Here is a 22,116-nt window from a genome sequence, read left to right as displayed (position 1 = left end):
TATACTGCGTATTATTTTGATATTCTTAAGAAACATAATTCAGATAAGTTTTATAAAATTTAAAAATAATTTGAGGAGGAATTTTGAATACTAATCCTATTGTTAATAATAAGTTATAGTATAAATTTTGAACTGGCATCCCTTTAGTTATTGCACCTAAAGCCGTCAGTGAACTTTTTTGAGTATGCCAATCAATATTAAAAGATATAGAAGGATCTAAACTTCTAACATGATGCAGCGTTCCCGGAGGCATATATAGAATATCCCCAGGATTGACAATAAACTTAATTGGTTTAGCATTTTTATAATCAGGATATTTATTGAAATCTGGATTTTCTGGATTCACTAGAAACCATCGCCAGCCTTGGCGATAACAATATTTAGCATCTTCTGGTAGTAATATAGTAAATTGTTTACGTCCGACAATTTGAAAAAATATGTTGTTAGTCAGAAGACAATCAAAATGCAATGGTGTAATGCTATGAGAAGAACCTAAGAAAAACTGACAGTAACGCCACCACTTGTACCAATACCATTTTGGTAAATAATCGAAAGGAAATGGTTGAACATCTTCTACTAAAGAAGGTATTAAGCTAAATAAAGGTAAGTCATGACAATATGGTGGTAGAGAATTACTTTGAGGATCTTTTTGATAAGTCTCTATTAGTTCTATATATCTTGCCATTGTCAAACGACATATTTCAATTTCCTGGTTACTAAATTTCTTGGCGTAAATATTGAGGGTGGGCGATAAATTTTTAAAATAATTTAATGACCATTTATGAAAACCACTCCAATTGGGAATTAATCCAGAGATTATAACTGGTTTACCTAATTCAACATAATCTTTATGAAATTCATCACTTGATAGTTTATATATTCTGTCTATTTCTGATGAAACAATCATACTTTATTTCCTTAAAGCACTGAAGCGAATTCCCAATTAAATGATGCTTCTTTTTCTAAAGAGGATGATATTTGTTGTTGCTGTAGTGTTGAAAATGATAAGTCATTGATTGGAAGATGAGAATTAGTAATTATTGCTTGTAGCAGAATTTGAAAGTCAGTGAGGATTCCAATAATTGTAGCAATATCAAATCTAGAAGAATCATATGAAACTGCTACTATAATTTCGGATTCTGGATACACAACTAAATTCAAAGGATAATTGTTTCTGTAATAAGTTCCAGTGGGTTCAAATTCTATATTTCCTTTCCAGTTTCTAACAAATTGACTGACTGGTAGATTCTCTACTACAACAATTGTTTCAAATAAAGGTAAGTTTCGGGGTACTTCACTCCAGCCTTGAATTTGTGTCAGTGGAGTATATTCATGATGACGTGCTTCTACTAATTGGGTTTGAAAATCTTGCAGCCATGACAATAATTGTTGTTCAGGATTTAATTTGACATTAATTGGTAAGGTATTGATAAACATACCAACCATTGATTCTACTTCAGCTAAGTCTACTGGTCTTCCTGTGACGGTGCAGCCATAAATGATATTGTGACGACAAGTGTAACGACTAAGAAGAATAGACCAGATTCCATGAACTAATGTAGCAAGTGTCAGACGATTTTTTTTAGCAAAAGATAAAAGTGTTTTTGTAGTTGCTTCTGATAGTTTAATTCTCTCTTCATCGTACCTTTGTTTTTGGTTAGATAATTGATTGTTTTCTATATAAGTTAAAGGAGTTGGCGCTTTAATTCCTTTCAATGCTTGACGCCAAAAACTTTCGGTCTTAGCTATGTCCCGTTGCTGCAACCAGTCGATATAATTTCTAAAAGGTCTGGCTGGTGCTAAGTTCACTTTTTTGAATTCACAAAGTGCTGCGTAAATTTTTAAGCATTCTTCTAATATTATTGGAGTCGTCCAACCATCTATGATTATATGATGATTACTCCAAATAAATTCATAGCGATCGCCAGCAAGACGAATTAAACTTAAACGCATTAAACATGGTTGCGAAAAGTCGAAATATAATTGGCGATCGCTCTCAAGAAATGATTTTAATCGCTCTTGTTGTTCTGCGGTTTCAACACCACGCCAATCATATTGATTTAAGCTAATCTTTACTTGTTTATAGACAACCTGTAATGGATTATCAATGTCTTCCCAATAAAATCCTGTACGTAATATTGTATGTCTGTCTACCACTTGTTGCCATGCTTGTTCAAAAGCTTCTATATTTGGATGACCATGTAAAGTTAAGGTGTGGTGAAAGAAATATAATGCTGACTCACTCGCGTATAAACAGTGGAAGAGCATACCCTTTTGAACAGGTGTAAGTTCATATATGTCTTCGACATTTTCTGCTTTCATTGTGCTTGTTTCCCACCTAATCGATTAATTTTTGTCAAAATTTTATCTAAGTCTTGTTGGCTCAATTTAGCTCTAGGAAAGTCGGAAGGTGTATATTTTTTTGCTGACAAAGACTGACAGTGTTCAATAATTATTTGTATAGCTTCAATGAAATTTGCAGCTAAAGCTTCTATTGTTTTTCGTCGATGAATTGCTGTGTTATAAATCCAAGTCAGATGCAGTTGTTCTTGAGTAATAATTCCGTTAATTTCCAATAAATAAGATCGTTTTGTATCTGGATTTGGGTTGAATTTCAGAGACTGAGGAGTAAAATTCAAGAAAGATAACTGTGATATTACAGGGTCAAAATTACCTAAATAACTAAAACTTACTTGAGGTTCAGGAAAAGATTTTAACTTTGAATCGATTTCTGGATTACTGCTGATATAGCGCAGTATATCGTACCCAATACCTTTTTTTGGAATATTACGTAAATACTCTTTGACTACGATTAATGCATTTCCTTGATCACAAACTTCTGTGATATCTAAAATTACTGGAAAGCGAGTTGTAAATAAACCAATTGTACGAGATAAGGATATATCTTTGGAATTTTTGAAGACTATATCTCGACCATTATCCTCAATATCTACCCATAGTCGCTGTTCTCCTGTCCACTTTGCAAAAGCTTGGACTAAAGCTGTTAGCAGAACATCGTCAATTTGAGTATTATAAGCTTTATTGACATGTTTTAATAAGGCTTTAGTTGCTGTTTTATCTAAAGAAATTGATACTATGTCGGTGTTAGCTACTGTATTGTCATTTGTAGAATAGTCAACGGGTAGACTACGGAAAGGTATTTGAGTTTTTGCTAACCAGTAGTCTTGCTCCTGCGTCATTTCTGAAGTTTGAGCATACTCTTGGATACATTGCGCCCACTGCTTGAAGGAAGTGGTTTGATCAGATAATTGTATTGCTTCAGCTTGACTAAGTTGTTGATAGACTGTTTGCAAATCTTCTAACAAAATTTGCCAAGAAACAGCATCTACTAAAAGATGGGGGATGGTAATTAGTAGGTAGTTGTTTTGCTGCGATCGCAATTCAATAAAAGCAACTTTTACGAGTGGTTTATCACTGAAGTTGAAGTTACTCTGTAGTTCTCTAATTTTAGACTCAAAAGCATGTTCTTGCTCATTTTCTGAAAGCGCAGACAAATTTACATGCTCATATACCATTATATCATTAGTCTGAGTTTCTATTTGCTGCCATCCAGATTCTTTTTGAATAAAATGTAGAGAAAATACATCATGATATTCAATTACATATTGTACCGCCTGTTCTAATATTTTGGAATTGCATGTTTGTTCGATTTCTAGTAATAAAGACTGGTTTAAGGTATCTATTTTTGACTGATTATGAGCCAAAAACCGATGCTGAAGGGGTGTGAGGCAAACTTCTCCAATTCTTAAATTATCTTTAGTTTTATTCGTTTCAATTACAGCTGTTGCTATGGCTAACTCAGCAATCGTTTGCTGCATAAACATTTGTTGAGAAGTTAATTTTAAACCTAATTGGTTAGCTTTAGCAACAATTTGAATTGCAATAATCGAATCTCCTGCTAATTCAAAAAAATTGTCATGAATACCGACTTTTTCAATCCCCAAAAATTGCTGCCAAATGTCAGCGAGAGTCTGATCAACTTCGTTACGAGGAGCAACATAAGGATTTACTAGGTTTGGACGTGGATGCCTAATTTGAGCAAGAGTTGTTTTTGATGTTTCTGATAAAATCCCTAAATCTGGCTCTAAATAATTGAAAGAATTATTTTGTTCAATTACTTTTTTAAATTCCTGAGTTGAGACTACAACACGAGGTAAATTACTTAACAAAATACGATTAAAAGCTTCGGTACCTTCTTGAGGTAGTATTCCTTTTTTAATATCTTCTTCACGTTGTAGCTTTAACTGTTCTGGTAGTTTTGTCTCTACTGCCATTCCTACTTCTTGCCAGGTATCCCAGTTGATTGCTACCGTAAATTGATTAAATTTAGAGGTAAAATAATCTGCATAAACATCCAGAAATGCATTAGCTGCACAATAATCTACCTGTCCAAATTCACTTAAAATCGAACTTTGAGATGAACAAAGTACTAAGAAATCTAAATTAATATTGTTTGATTTTAAAACTTCCTCTAATACTAATGTTCCTTTAACTTTTGGTGCAAATACACTATTTGCTATGTCCTCTGTTTTCAGTTGAATCATACCACCGCCAGCAATACCTGCTGCATGGATGACTCCATTGATTTGACCAAATTTTTCTAAAGCTTCAGTAACAGTTACCTGCATTTCTGCATAGCTGGCGACATCAGCACTTTTAATCTCAACTTCTGATCCTAATTCTGCCAGTTCAAGTATTTTGTTGATTTTGCGGCTAACAGGATTTTGACTATCATGTTCTTCTAGCCATTCTTGCCAGTGCGATCGCTCAGGTAATGCCTTTCTACCAATTAAAATTAACTTAGCTTGTACTGTCTTTGCTAAATGTTTCGCCAGCACTAAGCCAATACCACCAAGTCCACCAGTAATTAAGTAAACTCCTCCTTTTTTTAACTTAGTTTTACCTGGAATATTTTCATTTAAACGGATAGGTTCAAAACTTTGAATCCAGCGATGATGTCCACGATAAGCAACTATATTTTCAGTTTGCTGTGTTGTCAGTTCTGTAATCAGATAGTCTATTAACTTTTGGGTTGGTGGAATATTCGCGCTAGGAATGACTACATCAATCAGACAGGAATTGATATTTGAATATTCCTTGGGAATTATCTTACAAGGTCCCAATATCGTTGCCTTCTGTGGACATAACTTTTCGTCACCGATAACATTATGCACATTACTAGTTACAACCCTTAATTTCAGAGAGTCGCTGATATTTTGTTTTCCAAATGCTTGTATTAAATACAATAAACTCCAAAAACCAAGATTTTGAGTATTTTCAAAACTTTGTGCTTTTAATTCATTACAATTTAAAGTATCATTTGGTGTAATGCTCCAAAAGTGAGCAATAGCATTTGGAATTAAACTCTGTTTGTGGAGTTCTTGCAGCAAAGTATCGTAATTATTTTTTTTATGAGGATTAATATTATATGTATATTTATTCAGTTGAGTAAATTTCTCTGCAACCCTAACTTTAACAATATCTTGATTCTGCTGTGCGAGTCGTTGTGCAACTGCTTCTCCCACACCATAATCATCTATAAAAACTAACCAACAGTTGTTTTTTTCAGTTACGAATTCCTTCTGTTGGAAGAATTCAAGTGGTGTAGATTGTTTCCAGATTGGGATATAAAACCAATCAGCAATATTGGGCTTTTTACCTAATAATTTCGGGGATACCGTTGATAATGTAGTTTCAGAATTAGCCTCAATCCAGTAACGCTGACGTTCAAAAGGATAGGTTGGTAAGCTCACATGTCTGCGTTGCTCATGGTTATAAAAGCCTGTCCAGTTAATTTGCAATCCTGTCAGCCAAAGCCGAGAAAGAGTATTGAGCAAAAATGCCACATCAGAAACTTGCTCCTGGGGATGTCGCAGCGAAGTTAGCACCAGAGTCTGTGAAAGCAACTGTCGTTTGGCTAGGGTAGTTAATGTTCGTCCTGGGCCAACTTCCAAAAATATTTGCTCCGACTGTTGTAGTAGTTCGGTGATTCCCTCGTTAAACAATACGGGTTGGCGTAGATGTCTAGCCCAATAATCAGGATCAGTCGCCTGCTCTGCTGTCATCCAAGTTCCGGTAACGTTGGATATAAAAGGAATTTGAGGTGGTTTCAGGTTGACTTCTCTAACATGCTGTACAAATGGCTCTAAAATCGGCTCCATCATCTGGGAGTGAAAAGCATGAGACGTATGCAGTTGGCGACAATCCACACCTTGCTCAGTCAAACGATTTTGTAATACTTTGATCGCATTCGTAGAACCAGAAACTACACAAAGAGATGGAGCATTGCTAGCTGCTAAAGAAAGTTCTGAACTCAACATAGGCTGTATTTCTTGAGCAGAAATAGAAACAGAAAGCATCGATCCAGATTCAATTTGTTGCATTAGTCGTCCACGAATTACGACTAAATTCAGAGCTTCTTTTAAAGAAAAAACACCCGAAATACAAGCCGCTACATACTCGCCGATGCTGTGACCAATCATTACTTTTGGATGCACACCCCACGCCATCCAAAGTTTAGCTAGGGCATATTCAATCACAAATAATGCAGGTTGTGTTAAGCAAGTTTGTTGCAATTCTGCTTGTGTAGCTTCTAAATTTGAGGGATAAAGTATATCTTTGAGGTCTAACTTTAAATGTGGTTTTAGTAATTCACAGCAATCATCAATTTGTTGTCGAAAAATCGGTTCTGTTTCATATAATTCCCGCCCCATATTTACATACTGCGTTCCCTGTCCGGGAAACATAAATACAATTGCATGGTTACGAGTTTCGGCAAAATTACTCAAAACTCCTTGTTGGTCTGGATGTGTGAGTGTTTTTATAGCGTCTTGAATATCTCGACATAGCAACACTCGACGATAGTTAAAATTTCGCCGACCAACTTGCAAAGTATAAGCAACATCAGCCAAGTTAATATCAGAATGCTGTGCTAAATAATTCCCAAGATTATTTGTAGCAGATTCTAACGCAGTTGGGGTTTTTGCAGAAATTAATAATAACTGCCAAGGACGAGAAATACTCTCTTTATTTAGAAATTTTGGAGATTCTTCTAAAATTACATGGGCATTAGTACCGCCAATTCCAAAAGAACTAACTCCTGCACGTCTAGGATATTTATCTACTTTCCATTCTGAAAGTTTATTGTTGACATAAAAAGGACTGTTAGCGAAATTAATTTGAGGATTTGGTTCTTCAAAATGTAAACTAGGAGGAATTTGTTTATGTTTCAGAGCTAAGACTGTTTTAATTAAACCTGCAACACCCGCAGCCGCATCTAAATGCCCAATATTTGTTTTTAAAGAACCAATTGCACAGAAGTTTTTCTTTTTTGTACTGGTTTGAAATGCTTGTGTCAGGGCAGCAATTTCAATTGGATCTCCTAAAGGAGTTCCAGTTCCATGAGCTTCAATATAAGTTATTGTTTCTGCTTCTACCTCGGCAACAACTTGAGCCATTTTGATTACTTTCGCTTGACCTTCTATGCGGGGCGCTGTGTAGCTAACTTTGTTTGAACCGTCATTATTAATAGCAGAACCTTTAATCACAGCATGGATCAAATCTCCATCATTTAAGGTGTCTTCTAATCTTTTCAAAACAACGATTCCTACACCTTCTCCACTCACAGTTCCCTGTGCTTTAGCATCAAAAGCACGACAATGTCCATCAGGAGATTTAATACCTCCCTCTTTATAAATATAGCCAGCTTTTCTGGAAGCGCTAACAGAAACACCACCAACTAAAGCTATATCACATTCCCCATTTAGCAAACTTTGGCAAGCTAAATGTACTGCTACTAATGAAGTTGAGCAAGCTGTTTGAACTGTATAGCTAGGGCCTGTTAAATTAAGTTTGTAAGAAGTACGTGTAGCTAGGTAATCTTTATCTCCAGCGATTGTTAGTTGATGTTCGTCGATTGAGTTTTTAATATTTTGATTAAGATAAATATTTAATAAATAACCACTTAAGTTAGAGCCAGCAAAAACACCAATAGAACCATTATAAGTTTCAGAATTATACCCTGCATTTTCTAATGCTTCCCAAGCACATTCTAGAAAAACCCGGTGTTGAGGATCTGTAATTTCTGCATCTCTAGGATTAAAACCAAAAAAGGCAGCATCAAATAATTCTGCATCTTCTATGACAGCATTGGCTTTAACATGATTGGATTGACTGAGAAGTTCTGCATCTATTCCTGATGCTAATAATTCTTCATCAGTAAAGAAAGAGATTGATTCTATACCGTTTTGTAGATTATACCAAAATTCATCAAGATTTTTCGCTCCTGGGAATCTTCCTGCTAACCCAATAATTGCTATTTCTGATTCGTTAGTTAAATATGGTTCATTTGGAATATTCATTATTGATTAATCCTTAATTATTTCCAACTGATTTCATTTTTTGGAGACGTTTTTTTTGTTGCGCTTTACCATCTGAAATTTTCTCTGTTGAAATATCATTTTTTTGTAAGGATGCTATTTGATTGGGAGATGTACTTAAATACTCTGCCAAAGAATAAATTGTAGGATATCTAAATAAATCAAGGGTTGATAGTTCTGCTGTTAATATTTGCTGCAATTGGCTGTGAACCGCGACTAAAAGTAATGAATGACCGCCAATTTCAAAAAAATTATCGTGGATACCTATCTTTTCCAGATTCAAAGCTTTTTGCCAAACTGAAGCTATTGTTTTTTCTAACTCAGTTTGTGGTACTACATAAGCAACTTCTAATTCTGGACGCAGAGCATCTGGTGTTGGCAATGCTCGACGATCTACTTTGCCATTAGATGTTAATGGTAACGCTTCTAATATCATAAATGCTGTTGGTAACATATGGTCAAGCAATTTATTTTGCAAGAAGCGCCGTAGTTCAGGAATTGTGAGTATTTTGTGTGGATGGAGAGTTATATAAGCAATTAAATTTTGATTTCCAGGTTTATCCTCTCGAACAATAACTACACTTGCAGATACCGATGGATGTTGATTGATAACCGCTTCAATTTCTCCTAATTCAACACGAAAACCTCGGATTTTGATTTGATTGTCAATTCTACCGATATATTCAATATCTCCACTCGGTAGAAAGCGAACTAAATCACCTGTTTTGTAAAGGCGATCGCCCTCTTGTTTACTAAAAGGATTGGGAATAAATTTAACAGCTGTTAATTCAGGTTGGTTTAAATAACCTCTGGCTAATCCAATTCCACCAATGTGCAATTCACCTACTACACCTGTTGGTACTGGTTGCAAATATTGGTCTAAAATATACAACTGGGTATTAGCGATTGGTCTACCAATAGGTATAGAACCTGAATGATGTTTCCCTACAGGAACTTGATAAATACAGCAGCCTACCACTGTTTCTGTCGGGCCATATTCGTTGACTAATATCGTATCTGGGGCTACATCTTGCCAGAAGGTGATACTTTCAGCTAATAAATTTTCTCCACCAATAATAAACGCTCTGGTTTTATTTGCGATCTCTTCTTCGGATAACTGCTGCTTTAGCAAATCTAAGTGAGCGGGGGTGATTTTCACCAAACTTAAATTTGAGCTTTTTTTTAAACCTTGAGAAAGGGCTTCAATACCTTGCTCTTCTGATAGCAATTCTACTGTACAACCAACTAATAAAGGTGAGAAAAGGCTAGTAATTGTTAAGTCAAAACCCAAAGGTGAGTGAACTAAAGTTCCGACTCCTTGTTCTACTGCATATGTTTTGGTACACCAACTGAGGTAGTTAACTAATCCTTGGTGGGGAATTAAAGTTCCTTTGGGTTTACCAGTGGAACCAGAGGTGTAGATGACGTAGGCTAAATTTAATGGGGTTGTTGTAGTAATTAAATTATCATTTTTTTGTTGATTTATAACTTTCCAATCACTATCAATACAAATAACTTGAATTTCATTTCTTTTGAAATCCGCCATTAAATGCTGTTGTGTCACCAGCACAGGGATTTGAGAATCATTGAGTATAAAATCTTTTCTTTCTAAGGGATAGCTAGGCTCAATCGGTACATAAGCACCACCTGCTTTTAAGATACCTAAAAGTGTAATTAACATTAAAGGCGTACGTTCGACACAAATCCCTACCATTACATCTGGCTTCACACCTGATTTTTTTAGGTAATGAGCTAGCTGATTAGCACGATTATTTAATTCTTGATAGGTTAGTTGCTGATTTTGATAAATAACGGCAATATTATCTGGAGTGCGTTCTACTTGTTCTGCAAAAATTTGATGAAAACATTTATTTTTTGGGAAAATATCTTGTGTATCATTAAACTCTATCAATAACTTTTGGCGTTCATCATGGCTGAGTATTTCTAATTTACTTAGCAATGCGTTTGGATTGTTAATTGCACTTTTTAAAAGCGTAGAAAATTGTCCTGCTAATCGTTCGATATCTTCTGGTAAAAATAATTGCGAATCATAATACCACTCAGCACGGAGGGAATTCTCTGTATATATTAATGATAATTTTACTTTGAATTTGTCAAAACAAACATATTGCTGTGATATAGAAAATGTAATTGTATTTGTAGTCAAAAGAGTACAATCTTGTTCTAGGAATTCAAAGCAGAACGGGAAAAAAGGCACCTCGTCAATAACTTGATTTAAACCTGAAATTAATTCCCATGTAAAACAATCTTGCCATTCATAAGCTTGATTTTGAGTAAAAGTAATTTGCTGTAAAATTTCGCTAAACTTTAAGTTACCTTGGAGATAGCAATCTACTGGTACATATTTGGCAAGTAACCCCAGCATTTTTTGCAGTTCTTCTTCTGATCTGCCATCACAACTAGTACCAATAACCATATTTGATATATTGGTTAAACGCCATAGTAGTGTTTGCCAGCATGTTAGTAATAATGTTGATGCAGAAGTGTGAAATTTTTTAGCGATCGCAGTTATTTCTTCTGCCAGTTGAGGCGGGATTATCTGAGTGAAAACTTGGGGTTTAAATTGAGTTGGAGCAGAAAGTTTTTTTTCATTTGCTAGTTTTAAGTTGAAAATATGGTTAATATCTTTTTGTCGCCAATATTCTCTACCAATTTCTGCTTCTTGCGATTCTAATAATTCATTTTGCCAATCTGAAAAGACTATGTATTGTACTGGTTCATCATCATTTAAGTCACCAGTGTAAGCACGGCTTATTTCTGTTAATAAATTATTCAGTGATTTTGTGTCTGCGTGTAAAGCAGGTAAGTTTAATATTAATACATATTTAGATTCTGACAAAGTAATTAGAGATATCTGTAATGATGATTTCTCAAAGTCAAAAGTTTGCTGCTTAACAGATTCAAGCAGTAATTCAACAGCATTATTTTGTTCTTCAGGTTGAATTGCTCTGAAATCGTATTCTCGTATTAACAAATCGCTGTCATTTTCAATTACTTGTAGCGGAATATTCATTCCTGGTAAGCAACGAAAACTAGTATAAAGAATTTGATGTCTATTGACAATAGTTTTTAAGGCAATTCTCAACGCTTCAATATTTAAATCACCTGTAATTTCCACAATGCTGAATGAGCGATAAGCAAGGTTATTTTTATCTTGTTGTAGTAGCCATAAATGTTTTTGTTGTGGCGAAAGTTGAAACCCGTGAATTACTTTATTATTCATGATACAGTTATTTTTTTAACGAACCGCAGAGACGCGGAGGACACAGAGAAAAGAGAGAAATCGCCTAGGGGTTTTTATGATTGAATAATTATTTAAAAACGATGCTGAAAAGGCTCACCCATCGCAGTTAAGATTTTTCTGGAACCGGAGTAAGGATTACGTGCGTGAGCTGTTAACATATTATCGAGCATTAATATATCCCCTTTCTGCCAAGGGTAAACAATCATTTCTTGTTGATAAGCTTCACGAATTTCTGCAATAACCGAGTCTTCAATGGGAGAACCATCACCATAAAAAGTGTTATATGGTAAATCTTCTTCTGTAAATTCGCTGAAAAATTTTTCTCGAAATTCTGTTTGTAAACTCGATACATGCCAAAAAACAACATGATTAAACCAAACCATTTCACCGGTTTTTGGGTGTTGTGCTATGGCTGGGCGAATTTGACGAGTTCTTAAGCAATCGTTGTCTTTCCACTCAACCTGAATACAAGCATTACGACAATATTCTTCCATCACAGCTTTATCTGTAGTGTGATAAACTTTTTGCCAAGGTAAACCAAACCCATTACCATAGTTGCGAACTAACATCCACCCTTTTTCTTGAAAGCGTTCTCTAATCCGAGGATGAATATTTTGAAATACTTTTCTCACATCAGCAATTGGAGTTTCTCCCCCCTCGGTTGCAGGTTCAATGCAACAAAACCATATCTTCATGGGATAGATATTGGCATAGGATGATTCATTGTGTAAAGCAATGGTTTGATCAGCCGGAAATTCAGTAGATGTATAGACTTTTTCGCTTAATTGAATACGAGGTGTGGAAGATTCGATATAAGGCATTAATTGAGGACATGCTGCACTAACGAATTGCTCAAAATCTTCTTTTTGATTAATCGCAAAACCTCTAAATAAAATTCCTCCAGATTTTAATAAGTTATTGATAATGAATTCTTGATTATTTTCAGTCCAAGTTTTTAAATTCAAATCGCTGAATTTCGGTGTAATAACTAAAGGTAGTTTATCTTCATCGTGTAAAAAATATTTTGTAATTAATTCTTCTTGAGATAAGTTAATTAGTTTAGGTTTGGGTTGCGATTTAAATGCTTTAAATTTTTGGCTACGCGCTTGTTTAAATTCCTCTTTTTTTGTGGCTTGTCTTTGTTTATCTGTTGTTGTCAATATTTCTTTGATAGTTGTAAATTTAATATCAGGTTGAGCAACAACTGCACGCAAAATCATTTCATAATCTGTAATAAATTTTGCGATCGCAGAAGCATTAAATAAATCTGTGCTGTATTCCAAACTACCACTTAAACCTTGTTCGCTTTCCCACATAGTTAGTAGTAAATCAAACTTAGCTGTACTATTGTCAATATCTTCGACAATTTTCAATTTCAAACCTTCTAGTTCCAGTGGTAGGGTTGGGGCATTTTGTAGAACAAATTTGGATTGAAACAGAGGTGTGCGGCTCAAATCCCGTTCTGGTTTCAAGGCTAATACTAATTGGTCAAATGGCATATCTTGATGTTCATAAGCAGCCAATGTCACCTCACGAACACGTTGTAATAATTCCTGAAAAGTTGGATTTCCTCCCAAGTAAGTACGTAATACTAACTGATTAACAAAAAAACCTATGATATTCTCTATTTCTGGAAAGTTACGGTTAGCAACATCAGTACCGATCACAATATCATCTTGCTTTGTGTAGTGATGCATTAAGATTTTAAATCCTGCCAACAGAGTCATAAATAGAGTGACTCCTTCTCTATGGCTTAATGCTTTAATTTCCTCACAAAGTTCTTTTGCTAATTCTAGATGTTGCCTAGTACCACGAAAACTTTTAATTTCAGGACGAGGATAATCAGTAGGTAATTCCAATACAGATAAGTTAGCGAGTTGCTGTTTCCAATAAGATAAGTGTTTATCCATCACTTCTCCTTGCAGCCACTGATTTTGCCAATAGGCGAAGTCTGCATATTGAATTGGTAATTCTGCTAAAGGTGAAGATTCTTTTTTGAGAAAAGCTGCATAAAGTGTAGATAATTCACGAATGAGTATACCAATTGACCAGCCATCAGCAATAATATGGTGCATTACTAACAGCAATAGATAAGATTCTTCACCCAAGCGTAATAAACTAACTCGCAATAATGGACTTTTAGCTAAGTCAAAAGGTCGTTGAGCTTCTTCTAGAATTGACTGCTGCACCTTCACAGATTGTTTTTCTGGTGAAATTTCACTTAAATCTATGATTGGTAGGGAGATAGAAACAGATGGAGCAATTACTTGTACAGGATTTCCATTTACTTTTTTAAAGGTAGTACGTAATACTTCTTGACGCTGTGAAATTTCTTGGAAAGCCTGTCCTAAAGCATCTATGTTTAGATTTCCGTTCAGATAAACAGCAGCCGGCATATTATATGTAGAACTTCCCCTTTCTAATTGTTCTAGAAACCACAATCTTTTTTGAGCAAAAGATAAAGGTAGTTCTATATCTCGTGAAACTCGTTTAATCGCTGGTAATGACTTAAAAGTTAGCTGTTTTTTGTCGATAATTTCGACTAATCTTGCTATTGTTGGTAATTCAAAAATTCGGCGTAGTGGTAACTCAATATTAAAAATTTTATTAATCCGAGATATAACTTGAGTTGCTAAAATTGAGTGTCCGCCCAATTTAAAAAAGTTGTCGTCTATTCCTATTTTTTCTAAACCAAGTACTTGCATCCAGATAATCGCCAACTGCTTTTCAACAGTTGTCTGAGGTGCAACAAAGGTTTCTTCCAATTCTGGAAGTACTGTATCAACTGCCGATAATGCCTTACGATCAACCTTACCATTAGGTGTTAGTGGAAGTGTATCTAAGATGACAAAATTTGTTGGCACCATATAGCTTGGTAATTTTGACTCTAGGAAGCTACGCAGTTCAGTAATAATTAATTTTTGTTCAATTTCAGGAACTATATAGGATACTATTTGTTGAGAATCATTTAAAGTTTCGCGTACTATAACTACAGCTTCTCGCACCCCAGAATATTGATTGATGACTGCTTCAATTTCTCCTAGTTCAATACGAAAACCACGGACTTTTACTTGATGATCAATCCGACCAATATACTCGATTTGTCCATTGGGTAAATAGCGTGCTAAATCTCCTGTTTTATATAAATTTGTCCCCGGTTGCTCACTAAATGGATTGGGTATAAATTTCTCGGCCGTCAACTCAGGACGGTTAAGATAGCCTCTTGCAAGTCCATTCCCACCAATATGTAATTCTCCAGCCACACCTATAGGAACTAGCTGATTATATTGATCGAAAATGTAGAGTTGTGTATTAGCGATCGCATGACTAATTGACACAACTGCGCTGCCAGTTTCCACCTGAGATGCTGCTGACCAAATGGTGGTTTCTGTGGGACCATACATATTCCACAAGGAGGCACATCGATGCAATAATTGATTGGCTAAATATTTAGGTAAAGCTTCTCCACCACAGAGAATTTTTAATTGATGATTACCACTCCAGCCTGCTGTTAAAAGTAGTTTCCAAGTCGCTGGTGTGGCTTGCATGACTGTTGCTTTTGAATCTATAATTTTTGCTGACAATTGCATTGGATCTGAAGCTACTTCCCGACTAGCAATTACCAAACGACCACCAACTATAATTGGCAGAAAAAGTTCTAACGCTGCAATATCAAAGGAATAAGTTGTAACTGCTAGTAAGGTATCATCCTGGGTTAATCCTGGGGTTTGCTTCATGGAGTACAAAAAGTTGCTCAAAGCGCTGTGGGGAATTTGTACGCCTTTCGGTTTACCTGTGGAACCAGAAGTATAGATGACATAAGCTAGGTTGTTAGTAGTTAGCTCAGAAAGTAAATTTTCTTGGCTTTGTTGTGCAATTTTCTGCGAATCTGCATCTAAACAAACAACTTGAGATTTGTATTGCGGTATTCCCTTTAAAAGGGATGTTTGAGTTAGTAATACTGGGGCTTTAGCATCTTGTAAAATAAATTCTAATCGCTCTTTCGGATAGCTTGGGTCTAGTGGAATGTATGCGCCACCTACTTTGAGAATGGCTAATAATCCGATGAGCATATCGAGCGATCGCTCTACACAAATCCCCACTAATACTTCTGGTTTTACTCCTAATTTTTGCAAATAATGTGCTAGTTGATTCGCTTTGGCGTTGAGTTCACAATATGTTAATTGCTGATTTGCAAATACTACAGCTACTGCATCCGGTGTTTTTTCTACCTGTGCTTCAAATAACTCATGGATGAACTGTTGAGGATACTCAACTTGGGTATTATTCCAATCTACCAACAATTGGCGATGTTCTTGTGCCGTTAGCAACGGTAAGTTTTTAACACGCTGTTGTTGGTTAGCTATCATACCCAATAATAATGTATGGAGGTGTCCCAACATCCGAGTTATTGTAGTTGATTCAAAGCGATCGCTTTCATAGAAAATTTCTAACAATAATTCTGAATCCACCTTCACTGACACAGTGAGGGGATAATTAGGATGCATAAAATTATAAATATTAGATATTTTTAAATTGCTGACTTGCTCTACTTTAGAAAAATTTATCGGGTAATTATGAAAATTAACTATACTTTCAAACAAAGGTTGACCAGTTGGTATATCACTCCATTTTTGAATTTCTATGAATGGACATTGTTCGTACTGGCGTGTTTGATTTTGCTGTGCTTGCAGTTGTTTTAACCAAGAAACAAGAGATTCTTCTGGATTGACATACACTCGTACTGGTACAGTGTTGATTAACACTCCTACCATTGACTCACTTCCGGCTAAACCACCTCGACCAGAAACAACAGACCCAAAAACAACATCATTCTCGCCACTGTAACGACTCAAAAGAATAGCCCATGCACCTTGAATTAAAGTATTTAAAGTTAGTTGTTGCTGTCGTGCAAAAGACTGCAATGCTAATGTTTCGTCTGTTGATAGCTTAATTTGTTGTTGTTTATATTCTTTATTTTCATCAGGTAAATTACTAGAGGTGTGGTCTATATTCAAAGAAGTAGTTGCAGTAAATTGTTGCAGACGCTGTCGCCAAAAAATCTCACTTTTAGTAAGGTCTTGCTGTTGTAGCCAAGCTATGTAATCTCGGTAAGGGCGAGGTTGTTTCAAATATAAATCTTTGTCCTGATTAAATGCTTGATATAATGCAAAAACTTCATCCATTAGTAAAGATGAAGACCATCCATCTACTAGCAAGTGATGACGACTCCAAACAAATTGATAGCAAGTTTTGGTTAATTGAATTAAATTTAAACGCATCAATGGAGCTTGAGAAATATCAAAAGATCGCTGTTGCTCTGCGAGTAAAAAAGCTTCTATACGCTCTTGCTGCCTAATACTTTCAGTTCCACGCCAATCTTGTTGATCCCAAGGCAATTTAACTTGTTTATGCACAACTTGAGCCGGCTCTTTTAAACCTTTCCAAACAAAAAAAGTTCGCAGAATCTGATGTCGATCTAGTAATTTTTGCCAAGCCTGCTTGAATGCTGAAATATTCAGATATCCTTCAATTTGGCAACTGAAAACTTCACGATATACTGTTGATTCTGGAGCATAAAGACTGTGAAACAGCATACCCTGTTGCATCGGTGAAAGCGGATAAAAATCTTCAATATTTTTTTGAGCGTTATTTTTCATGATGCTGCAAAACTTTTTGATATTCAAACTTTAATAGTTGAGAGATGACAGAATATTATCAATATCATCTTGATTCCATTGACTAGATTTAAATTCTGCAAAGTCCGCAGGAGTAAATTTTGGAGTTTGTGTTAGACCTTCTTTTCCTTCAACTAATCCCTGTTCAGCAACCACATTGTTTGTACTACTTACGATTTCTGCTAATTGTGCGATCGTTGGATATTCAAATAAATGCTGACTAGTAAATCGCAACCTTTCTTTGTTCGCTCTCGCAGTAATCTGCACACTTAGGAGAGAATCACCTCCTATTTCCAAATAATTATCGTAGATTCCTATCTGTTGAATTCCAAGAATTTCTTGCCAAATATCGGCTATTTTTTGCTCAATTTCACTTCGAGGAGCAATATAATTATTGCTTAAATTTGACCGTAGATGAAGTAATTGTTCAGTTTTTTCCTTCAAAACTTCTTTTGGTTTAATCCATCGTTCTATTTTAGCTTGTAAATTTGTGGTTGAAACTATTATTTGATGGATGTTTTTGATAGATAAAATGCGTTCAAATACCTCTATTCCTTGGTTGCTTGTGATGAATAAATTAGTCGAAATCTCTGGTTTGTTAGCTAATTCCACTGCTAATTCCCTGGTTAACCAATTATCCCAGTTGACACTGATCCAAGGAATACTACTTGTCTGATTATGTTTGTAAATAAAAGCATCTGTAAATATATGTGCTGCTGGATAAGCCGCCATCCCTAAAGCACCAACAACAGATGATAAAGACGATATCAATACACAAAAATCTAGTTCTATTCCCTGTAATATTTTTTCTAATACAAAAAGCCCATGTCCATTTGCTCTTAGTTGCTGTTCGCATTCACTCCTAGTTATTTCAGGAATTGTTTTGAATAATTTAATCCCAGCTGCATGGATGACTCCATTAATCTGAAAAAAGTGCTGCAAAGTTTCATCAATCACAGCTTGCATTTGTGATTCGTTTGCAACATCGGCGTTCAATATTAAAACTTCTGCACCCAGTTGTTGGAGGAAACGCACTTTTAGTATTTTACGACTGTGTTTATCTTCCTCGTCATGAGTTGCTAACCACTCATCCCATGTTGCTGGTGGGGGAAAATTTGAGTGGGTTGTCAGTACTAATTTTGCTCGTATTGTTTTAGCTAAATATTCTGCAAGTTCAAGTCCGATACCTCCTAAACCACCAGTAATTAAATACACCCCTTCTTCTCGTAATGGAGATGTAGCAGCTTCATAGTCTAATGACTCAAAGGTTTGTACCCAGCGATGATGTCCACGATATGCAACAGTAATGTCAGTAGATTTAGTATTTAATTCGGTTAGCAGTTGGTGTATAAGTTGGTTTTTTAAAAAAGTATCAGAAACGGGAGTTACAATATCAAGATTGCGACAGGTAATGTTCGGGTAATGTTGTGGAATAGCTTTACACATTCCTACAACGGTAGCTTTTTCAGGATTTAAACTTTCAGTACCTATGACATCATATAAATTATTGGTTACAACCAAAATATCTATAGGTTGAGTAATACCATTTTTATCAAGGGTTTTTGTGAGGAATAAGAGACTATAAAAACCTAGATTTTGATAATTTTCAAATAACTCAATTCCTGATTGTGTCTGTTGATTTGGTGTTATGCTCCATAAATGTAATATGACATCTGGAATTTGATCCAGCGCCTGTAAATTTGCAATTAAAGTATCGTAATCATCAGGAGATTGAGTATTTATAGTGTATTTGCAATTGCTCTTTTGACTAAACTGTTCTCCCAAAGCTACAGCAATAACATCACATCCACTACTTTCCAATTCTTTCGCTATTTCTTCCCCAATTCCGCAAGCATCTATAAAAATTAGTGCTTTTTTTCTAGGTTGAGTAGTTTGGGGTGCAATAGATTGTTTCCAAATTGGAATATAAAACCAATCTGCAATATCTAGCTTTTGATAATTTGTTCCTAAAGAATTTCTAGATGTTTTTTGTGTTTCAATCCAATATCTTTCTCGTTCAAATGGATACGTCGGTAAAGGCAAGCGATCGCGCTGTTCAAAAGTATAAAAAGTTTCCCAGTTTACCGTAATTCCAGATAGCCAGAGGCGACCGAGAGTGTTTAGTAAGAATGCTACATCCGTTTGTTCTTCCTTATGATGGCGTAAGGAAGAAAGTATAAAATACTGCTCTTGCTGTTGTACATGCTGTTTGGCGAGGGTAGACAAAGTACGTCCTGGCCCAACTTCCAATAGAATCTGATTTGGCTGTTCTAACAGCTTAGATATACCTGCCGTAAACCTCACTGTTTGTCGCAGATGTCTTCCCCAATAAGTTGGATTTGTTGCTTCTTCTGTTGTGATCCAAGTTCCAGTCAAGTTGGAGATCAAAGGAATCTGGGGAGGATGAAGTTGGACTTTTTGAACTGCTGCAATGAATGGTTCCAAGATAGGTTCCATCATTTGAGAATGGAAGGCGTGAGAGGTATGTAGAAGCCGATATTCTACACCTTGATTTGCCAGCTGTTCTTGAAGTCTATTTATTGCTGCATCACTTCCTGAAATTACACATGAGTTAGGTGCATTGCAAGCAGCTATAGATAAGTTCTCATCAAGAAAATGTTCAATTTCTGCTTCTTTTAAAGGTACAGAGAGCATTTTCCCAGAGGGTAATTGCTGCATTAGTCGTCCACGTATAGCAACTAATGCTAAAGCATCTTCAACAGACATAACTCCAGCAACACAAGCAGCTACATATTCTCCTACACTATGCCCAATCATTGCTTGAGGAGAAATACCCCAAGAGATCCACAACTGGCTGAGAGCATATTCAATGACGAATAACGCAGGTTGAGTAAAGCAGGTTTGTTTGAGTTGCTCTGCGGCGGCTGGTTTTTCAGACTCACTGGGATAAATGAGTAAACGCAAATCTAACCCTAAATGGGGTGTCAGTATCTCACAACAGTGATCTACTTGCTCACGAAATATCGGCTCAGTTTCGTAGAGTTCTTTACCCATGTCTGCATACTGAGAACCCTGTCCAGGAAACATGAAAGCGATGGAGCGATTCTCGCTTGGCTCTTGAAATTGAGTGAAAACTCGTTTTGATGCTTGTTCATTTAATTCATTAACTGCATCTTGGATATCACAGCAAACCAGCATTCGCCGATAATTGAAGTCTCTACGCCCTACTTGCAAGGTATAAGCCACATCTGCTAGGTTTTCATGAGGATGCACCATTAGATGTTGAACAAGATTTCGTGTAGCACTTTCTAGGGTAGACTCGGTTTTAGCAGAGAGTAGTAATAGTTGCCAAGAGCGAGAACCACTAGAGGCTGGAAGTACAGGAGCTTCTTGGAGAACAACATGAGCATTAGTTCCCCCGATTCCCAGGGAACTAACACCAGCACGACGTGGAGTAGAACCTGTTTGCCATTGTGTCAGTTGTGTATTGACGAAAAAGGGACTATTAGCAAAATCAATTTCCGGATTGGGTTGTGCAAAATTGAGGCTGGGCGGAATTAACTGATGTTTGAGAGCAAGAGCAGTCTTGATTAATCCTGTAACTCCAGCAGCTGCATCTAAATGACCAATATTTGTTTTAACTGAACCAATCGCACAAAAACCGTTTTTTTCAGTACTAGCACGGAAAGCTTTCGTTAGTGCTGCAATTTCAATCGGATCGCCTAAAACTGTGCCAGTACCATGAGCTTCAATATAGCTGATTGTCTCAGGCTCCACCTCGGCTAACAGCATCGCTTCTGCGATCGCTTGTGCTTGACCATCTACACTAGGGGCTGTAAAACCTACTTTCCCAGTACCATCATTATTGATTGCTGCACCTTTGATGACTGCATAGATGTGATCACGATCTGCGATCGCATCTTCCAACCGCTTCAGGACAACAATCCCCACCCCATTACCAATAGTTGTTCCTTGTGCTTTCGCATCAAACGCTCGACAATGACCATCAGGTGAAAGCGTCCCTCCCTGTTGATACAAATAACCCGTTTTTTGTGGGACTCGAATAGAAACCCCTCCGGCTAAAGCTATATCACATTGGTAACTTTGCAAACTTTGATAAGCGAGGGTGGTCGCAACTAGGGATGTAGAACAAGCGGTTTGAACTGTAATACTTGGCCCTTTCAGGTTTAATTTATAAGAAACACGAGTAGAGAGAAAATCTTTATCATTACCAATTAATTTTTGATATAACTCTGCTGACCCTAGTTGGTCATCTTGCAAATCAAAAGATAAGTAATTATTTAAGCTAGCACCAGCATAAACTCCAATCCGACTTTCATATTTAGTGGAGTCATATCCAGCATTTTCTAAAGCTTCCCAAGCACATTCTAAAAACAAACGGTGTTGAGGGTCTGTAATTTCCGCGTCTTTGGGATTAATATCAAAAAATGCAGCGTCAAATAAATCGATATCTTCTAATACACCACTTAATTTGACATAATTATGATCATTGATAGAAGTCAAATTAACACCACTAGCTATTAATTCTTCATCTGTCAATATCTTTATTGACTCTATACCATTTTGTAAATTTTGCCAAAATGTTTCTATATTTTTAGCCCCTGGAAAGCGTCCTGCCATCCCGATAATAGCTATTCCTTCTATTGAATTAGGATTTTTGCTAGTATCCATAATTATTAATTAATATTTTTAGTATTTCTTACATTAAAAAATAAACTATGTGAAGTGAAATCTAGTTCGTAGTGAGGACTTTAGTCCTTATTTGAGGACTAAAGTCCTCACTACAAACCTT

At 36.0% G+C, this 22,116-nt stretch carries 6 protein-coding genes; all 6 read right to left on the bottom strand.

Features of this window, described 5'->3' with window-relative positions; genetic code table 11:
- Positions 1-25: 25 nt before the first annotated feature.
- A complete protein-coding gene (locus ACE1AT_RS24285) occupies positions 26-907 on the bottom strand; it encodes a cupin-like domain-containing protein (protein ID WP_374873062.1) in 882 nt (293 codons plus the stop codon).
- 11 nt (positions 908-918) lie between these two features.
- Entirely contained in the window at positions 919-2,322 is a 1,404-nt protein-coding gene (locus ACE1AT_RS24280; RefSeq protein WP_374873060.1) for a condensation domain-containing protein, read from the bottom strand.
- Complete coding sequence (locus tag ACE1AT_RS24275) at positions 2,319-8,381, bottom strand: SDR family NAD(P)-dependent oxidoreductase (RefSeq protein WP_374873058.1); 6,063 nt, start codon at positions 8,379-8,381, stop codon at positions 2,319-2,321. Before ACE1AT_RS24275 ends, ACE1AT_RS24280 begins: the two co-directional genes overlap by 4 nt.
- 13 nt (positions 8,382-8,394) lie before the next feature.
- Positions 8,395-11,643: an amino acid adenylation domain-containing protein gene (locus tag ACE1AT_RS24270; protein ID WP_374873056.1), complete on the bottom strand. Its 3,249-nt coding sequence runs from the start codon at positions 11,641-11,643 to the stop codon at positions 8,395-8,397.
- Positions 11,644-11,735: 92 nt separating this feature from the next.
- Complete coding sequence (locus ACE1AT_RS24265) at positions 11,736-17,324, bottom strand: amino acid adenylation domain-containing protein (protein WP_374873054.1); 5,589 nt, start codon at positions 17,322-17,324, stop codon at positions 11,736-11,738.
- Positions 17,325-17,354: 30 nt separating this feature from the next.
- Positions 17,355-21,995, bottom strand: coding sequence for an SDR family NAD(P)-dependent oxidoreductase (locus ACE1AT_RS24260; protein ID WP_374873052.1), 4,641 nt, complete (start codon positions 21,993-21,995; stop codon positions 17,355-17,357).
- Positions 21,996-22,116 lie beyond the last annotated feature (121 nt).

Origin of the sequence: Pelatocladus sp. BLCC-F211 (assembly GCF_041928655.1) — a bacterium.
Lineage (GTDB): Bacteria > Cyanobacteriota > Cyanobacteriia > Cyanobacteriales > Nostocaceae > Pelatocladus.
The sequence above is the reverse complement of the archived record's forward strand: the minus strand, read 5'-3'. Positions and strand labels throughout refer to the sequence as shown.

Coding starts and splice junctions, on each gene's coding strand:
- ACE1AT_RS24285 (WP_374873062.1), bottom strand. CDS start 907: ATGATTGTTTCATCAGAAATAGACAGAATATATAAACTATCAAGTGAT.
- ACE1AT_RS24280 (WP_374873060.1), bottom strand. CDS start 2,322: ATGAAAGCAGAAAATGTCGAAGACATATATGAACTTACACCTGTTCAA.
- ACE1AT_RS24275 (WP_374873058.1), bottom strand. CDS start 8,381: ATGAATATTCCAAATGAACCATATTTAACTAACGAATCAGAAATAGCA.
- ACE1AT_RS24270 (WP_374873056.1), bottom strand. CDS start 11,643: ATGAATAATAAAGTAATTCACGGGTTTCAACTTTCGCCACAACAAAAA.
- ACE1AT_RS24265 (WP_374873054.1), bottom strand. CDS start 17,324: ATGAAAAATAACGCTCAAAAAAATATTGAAGATTTTTATCCGCTTTCA.
- ACE1AT_RS24260 (WP_374873052.1), bottom strand. CDS start 21,995: ATGGATACTAGCAAAAATCCTAATTCAATAGAAGGAATAGCTATTATC.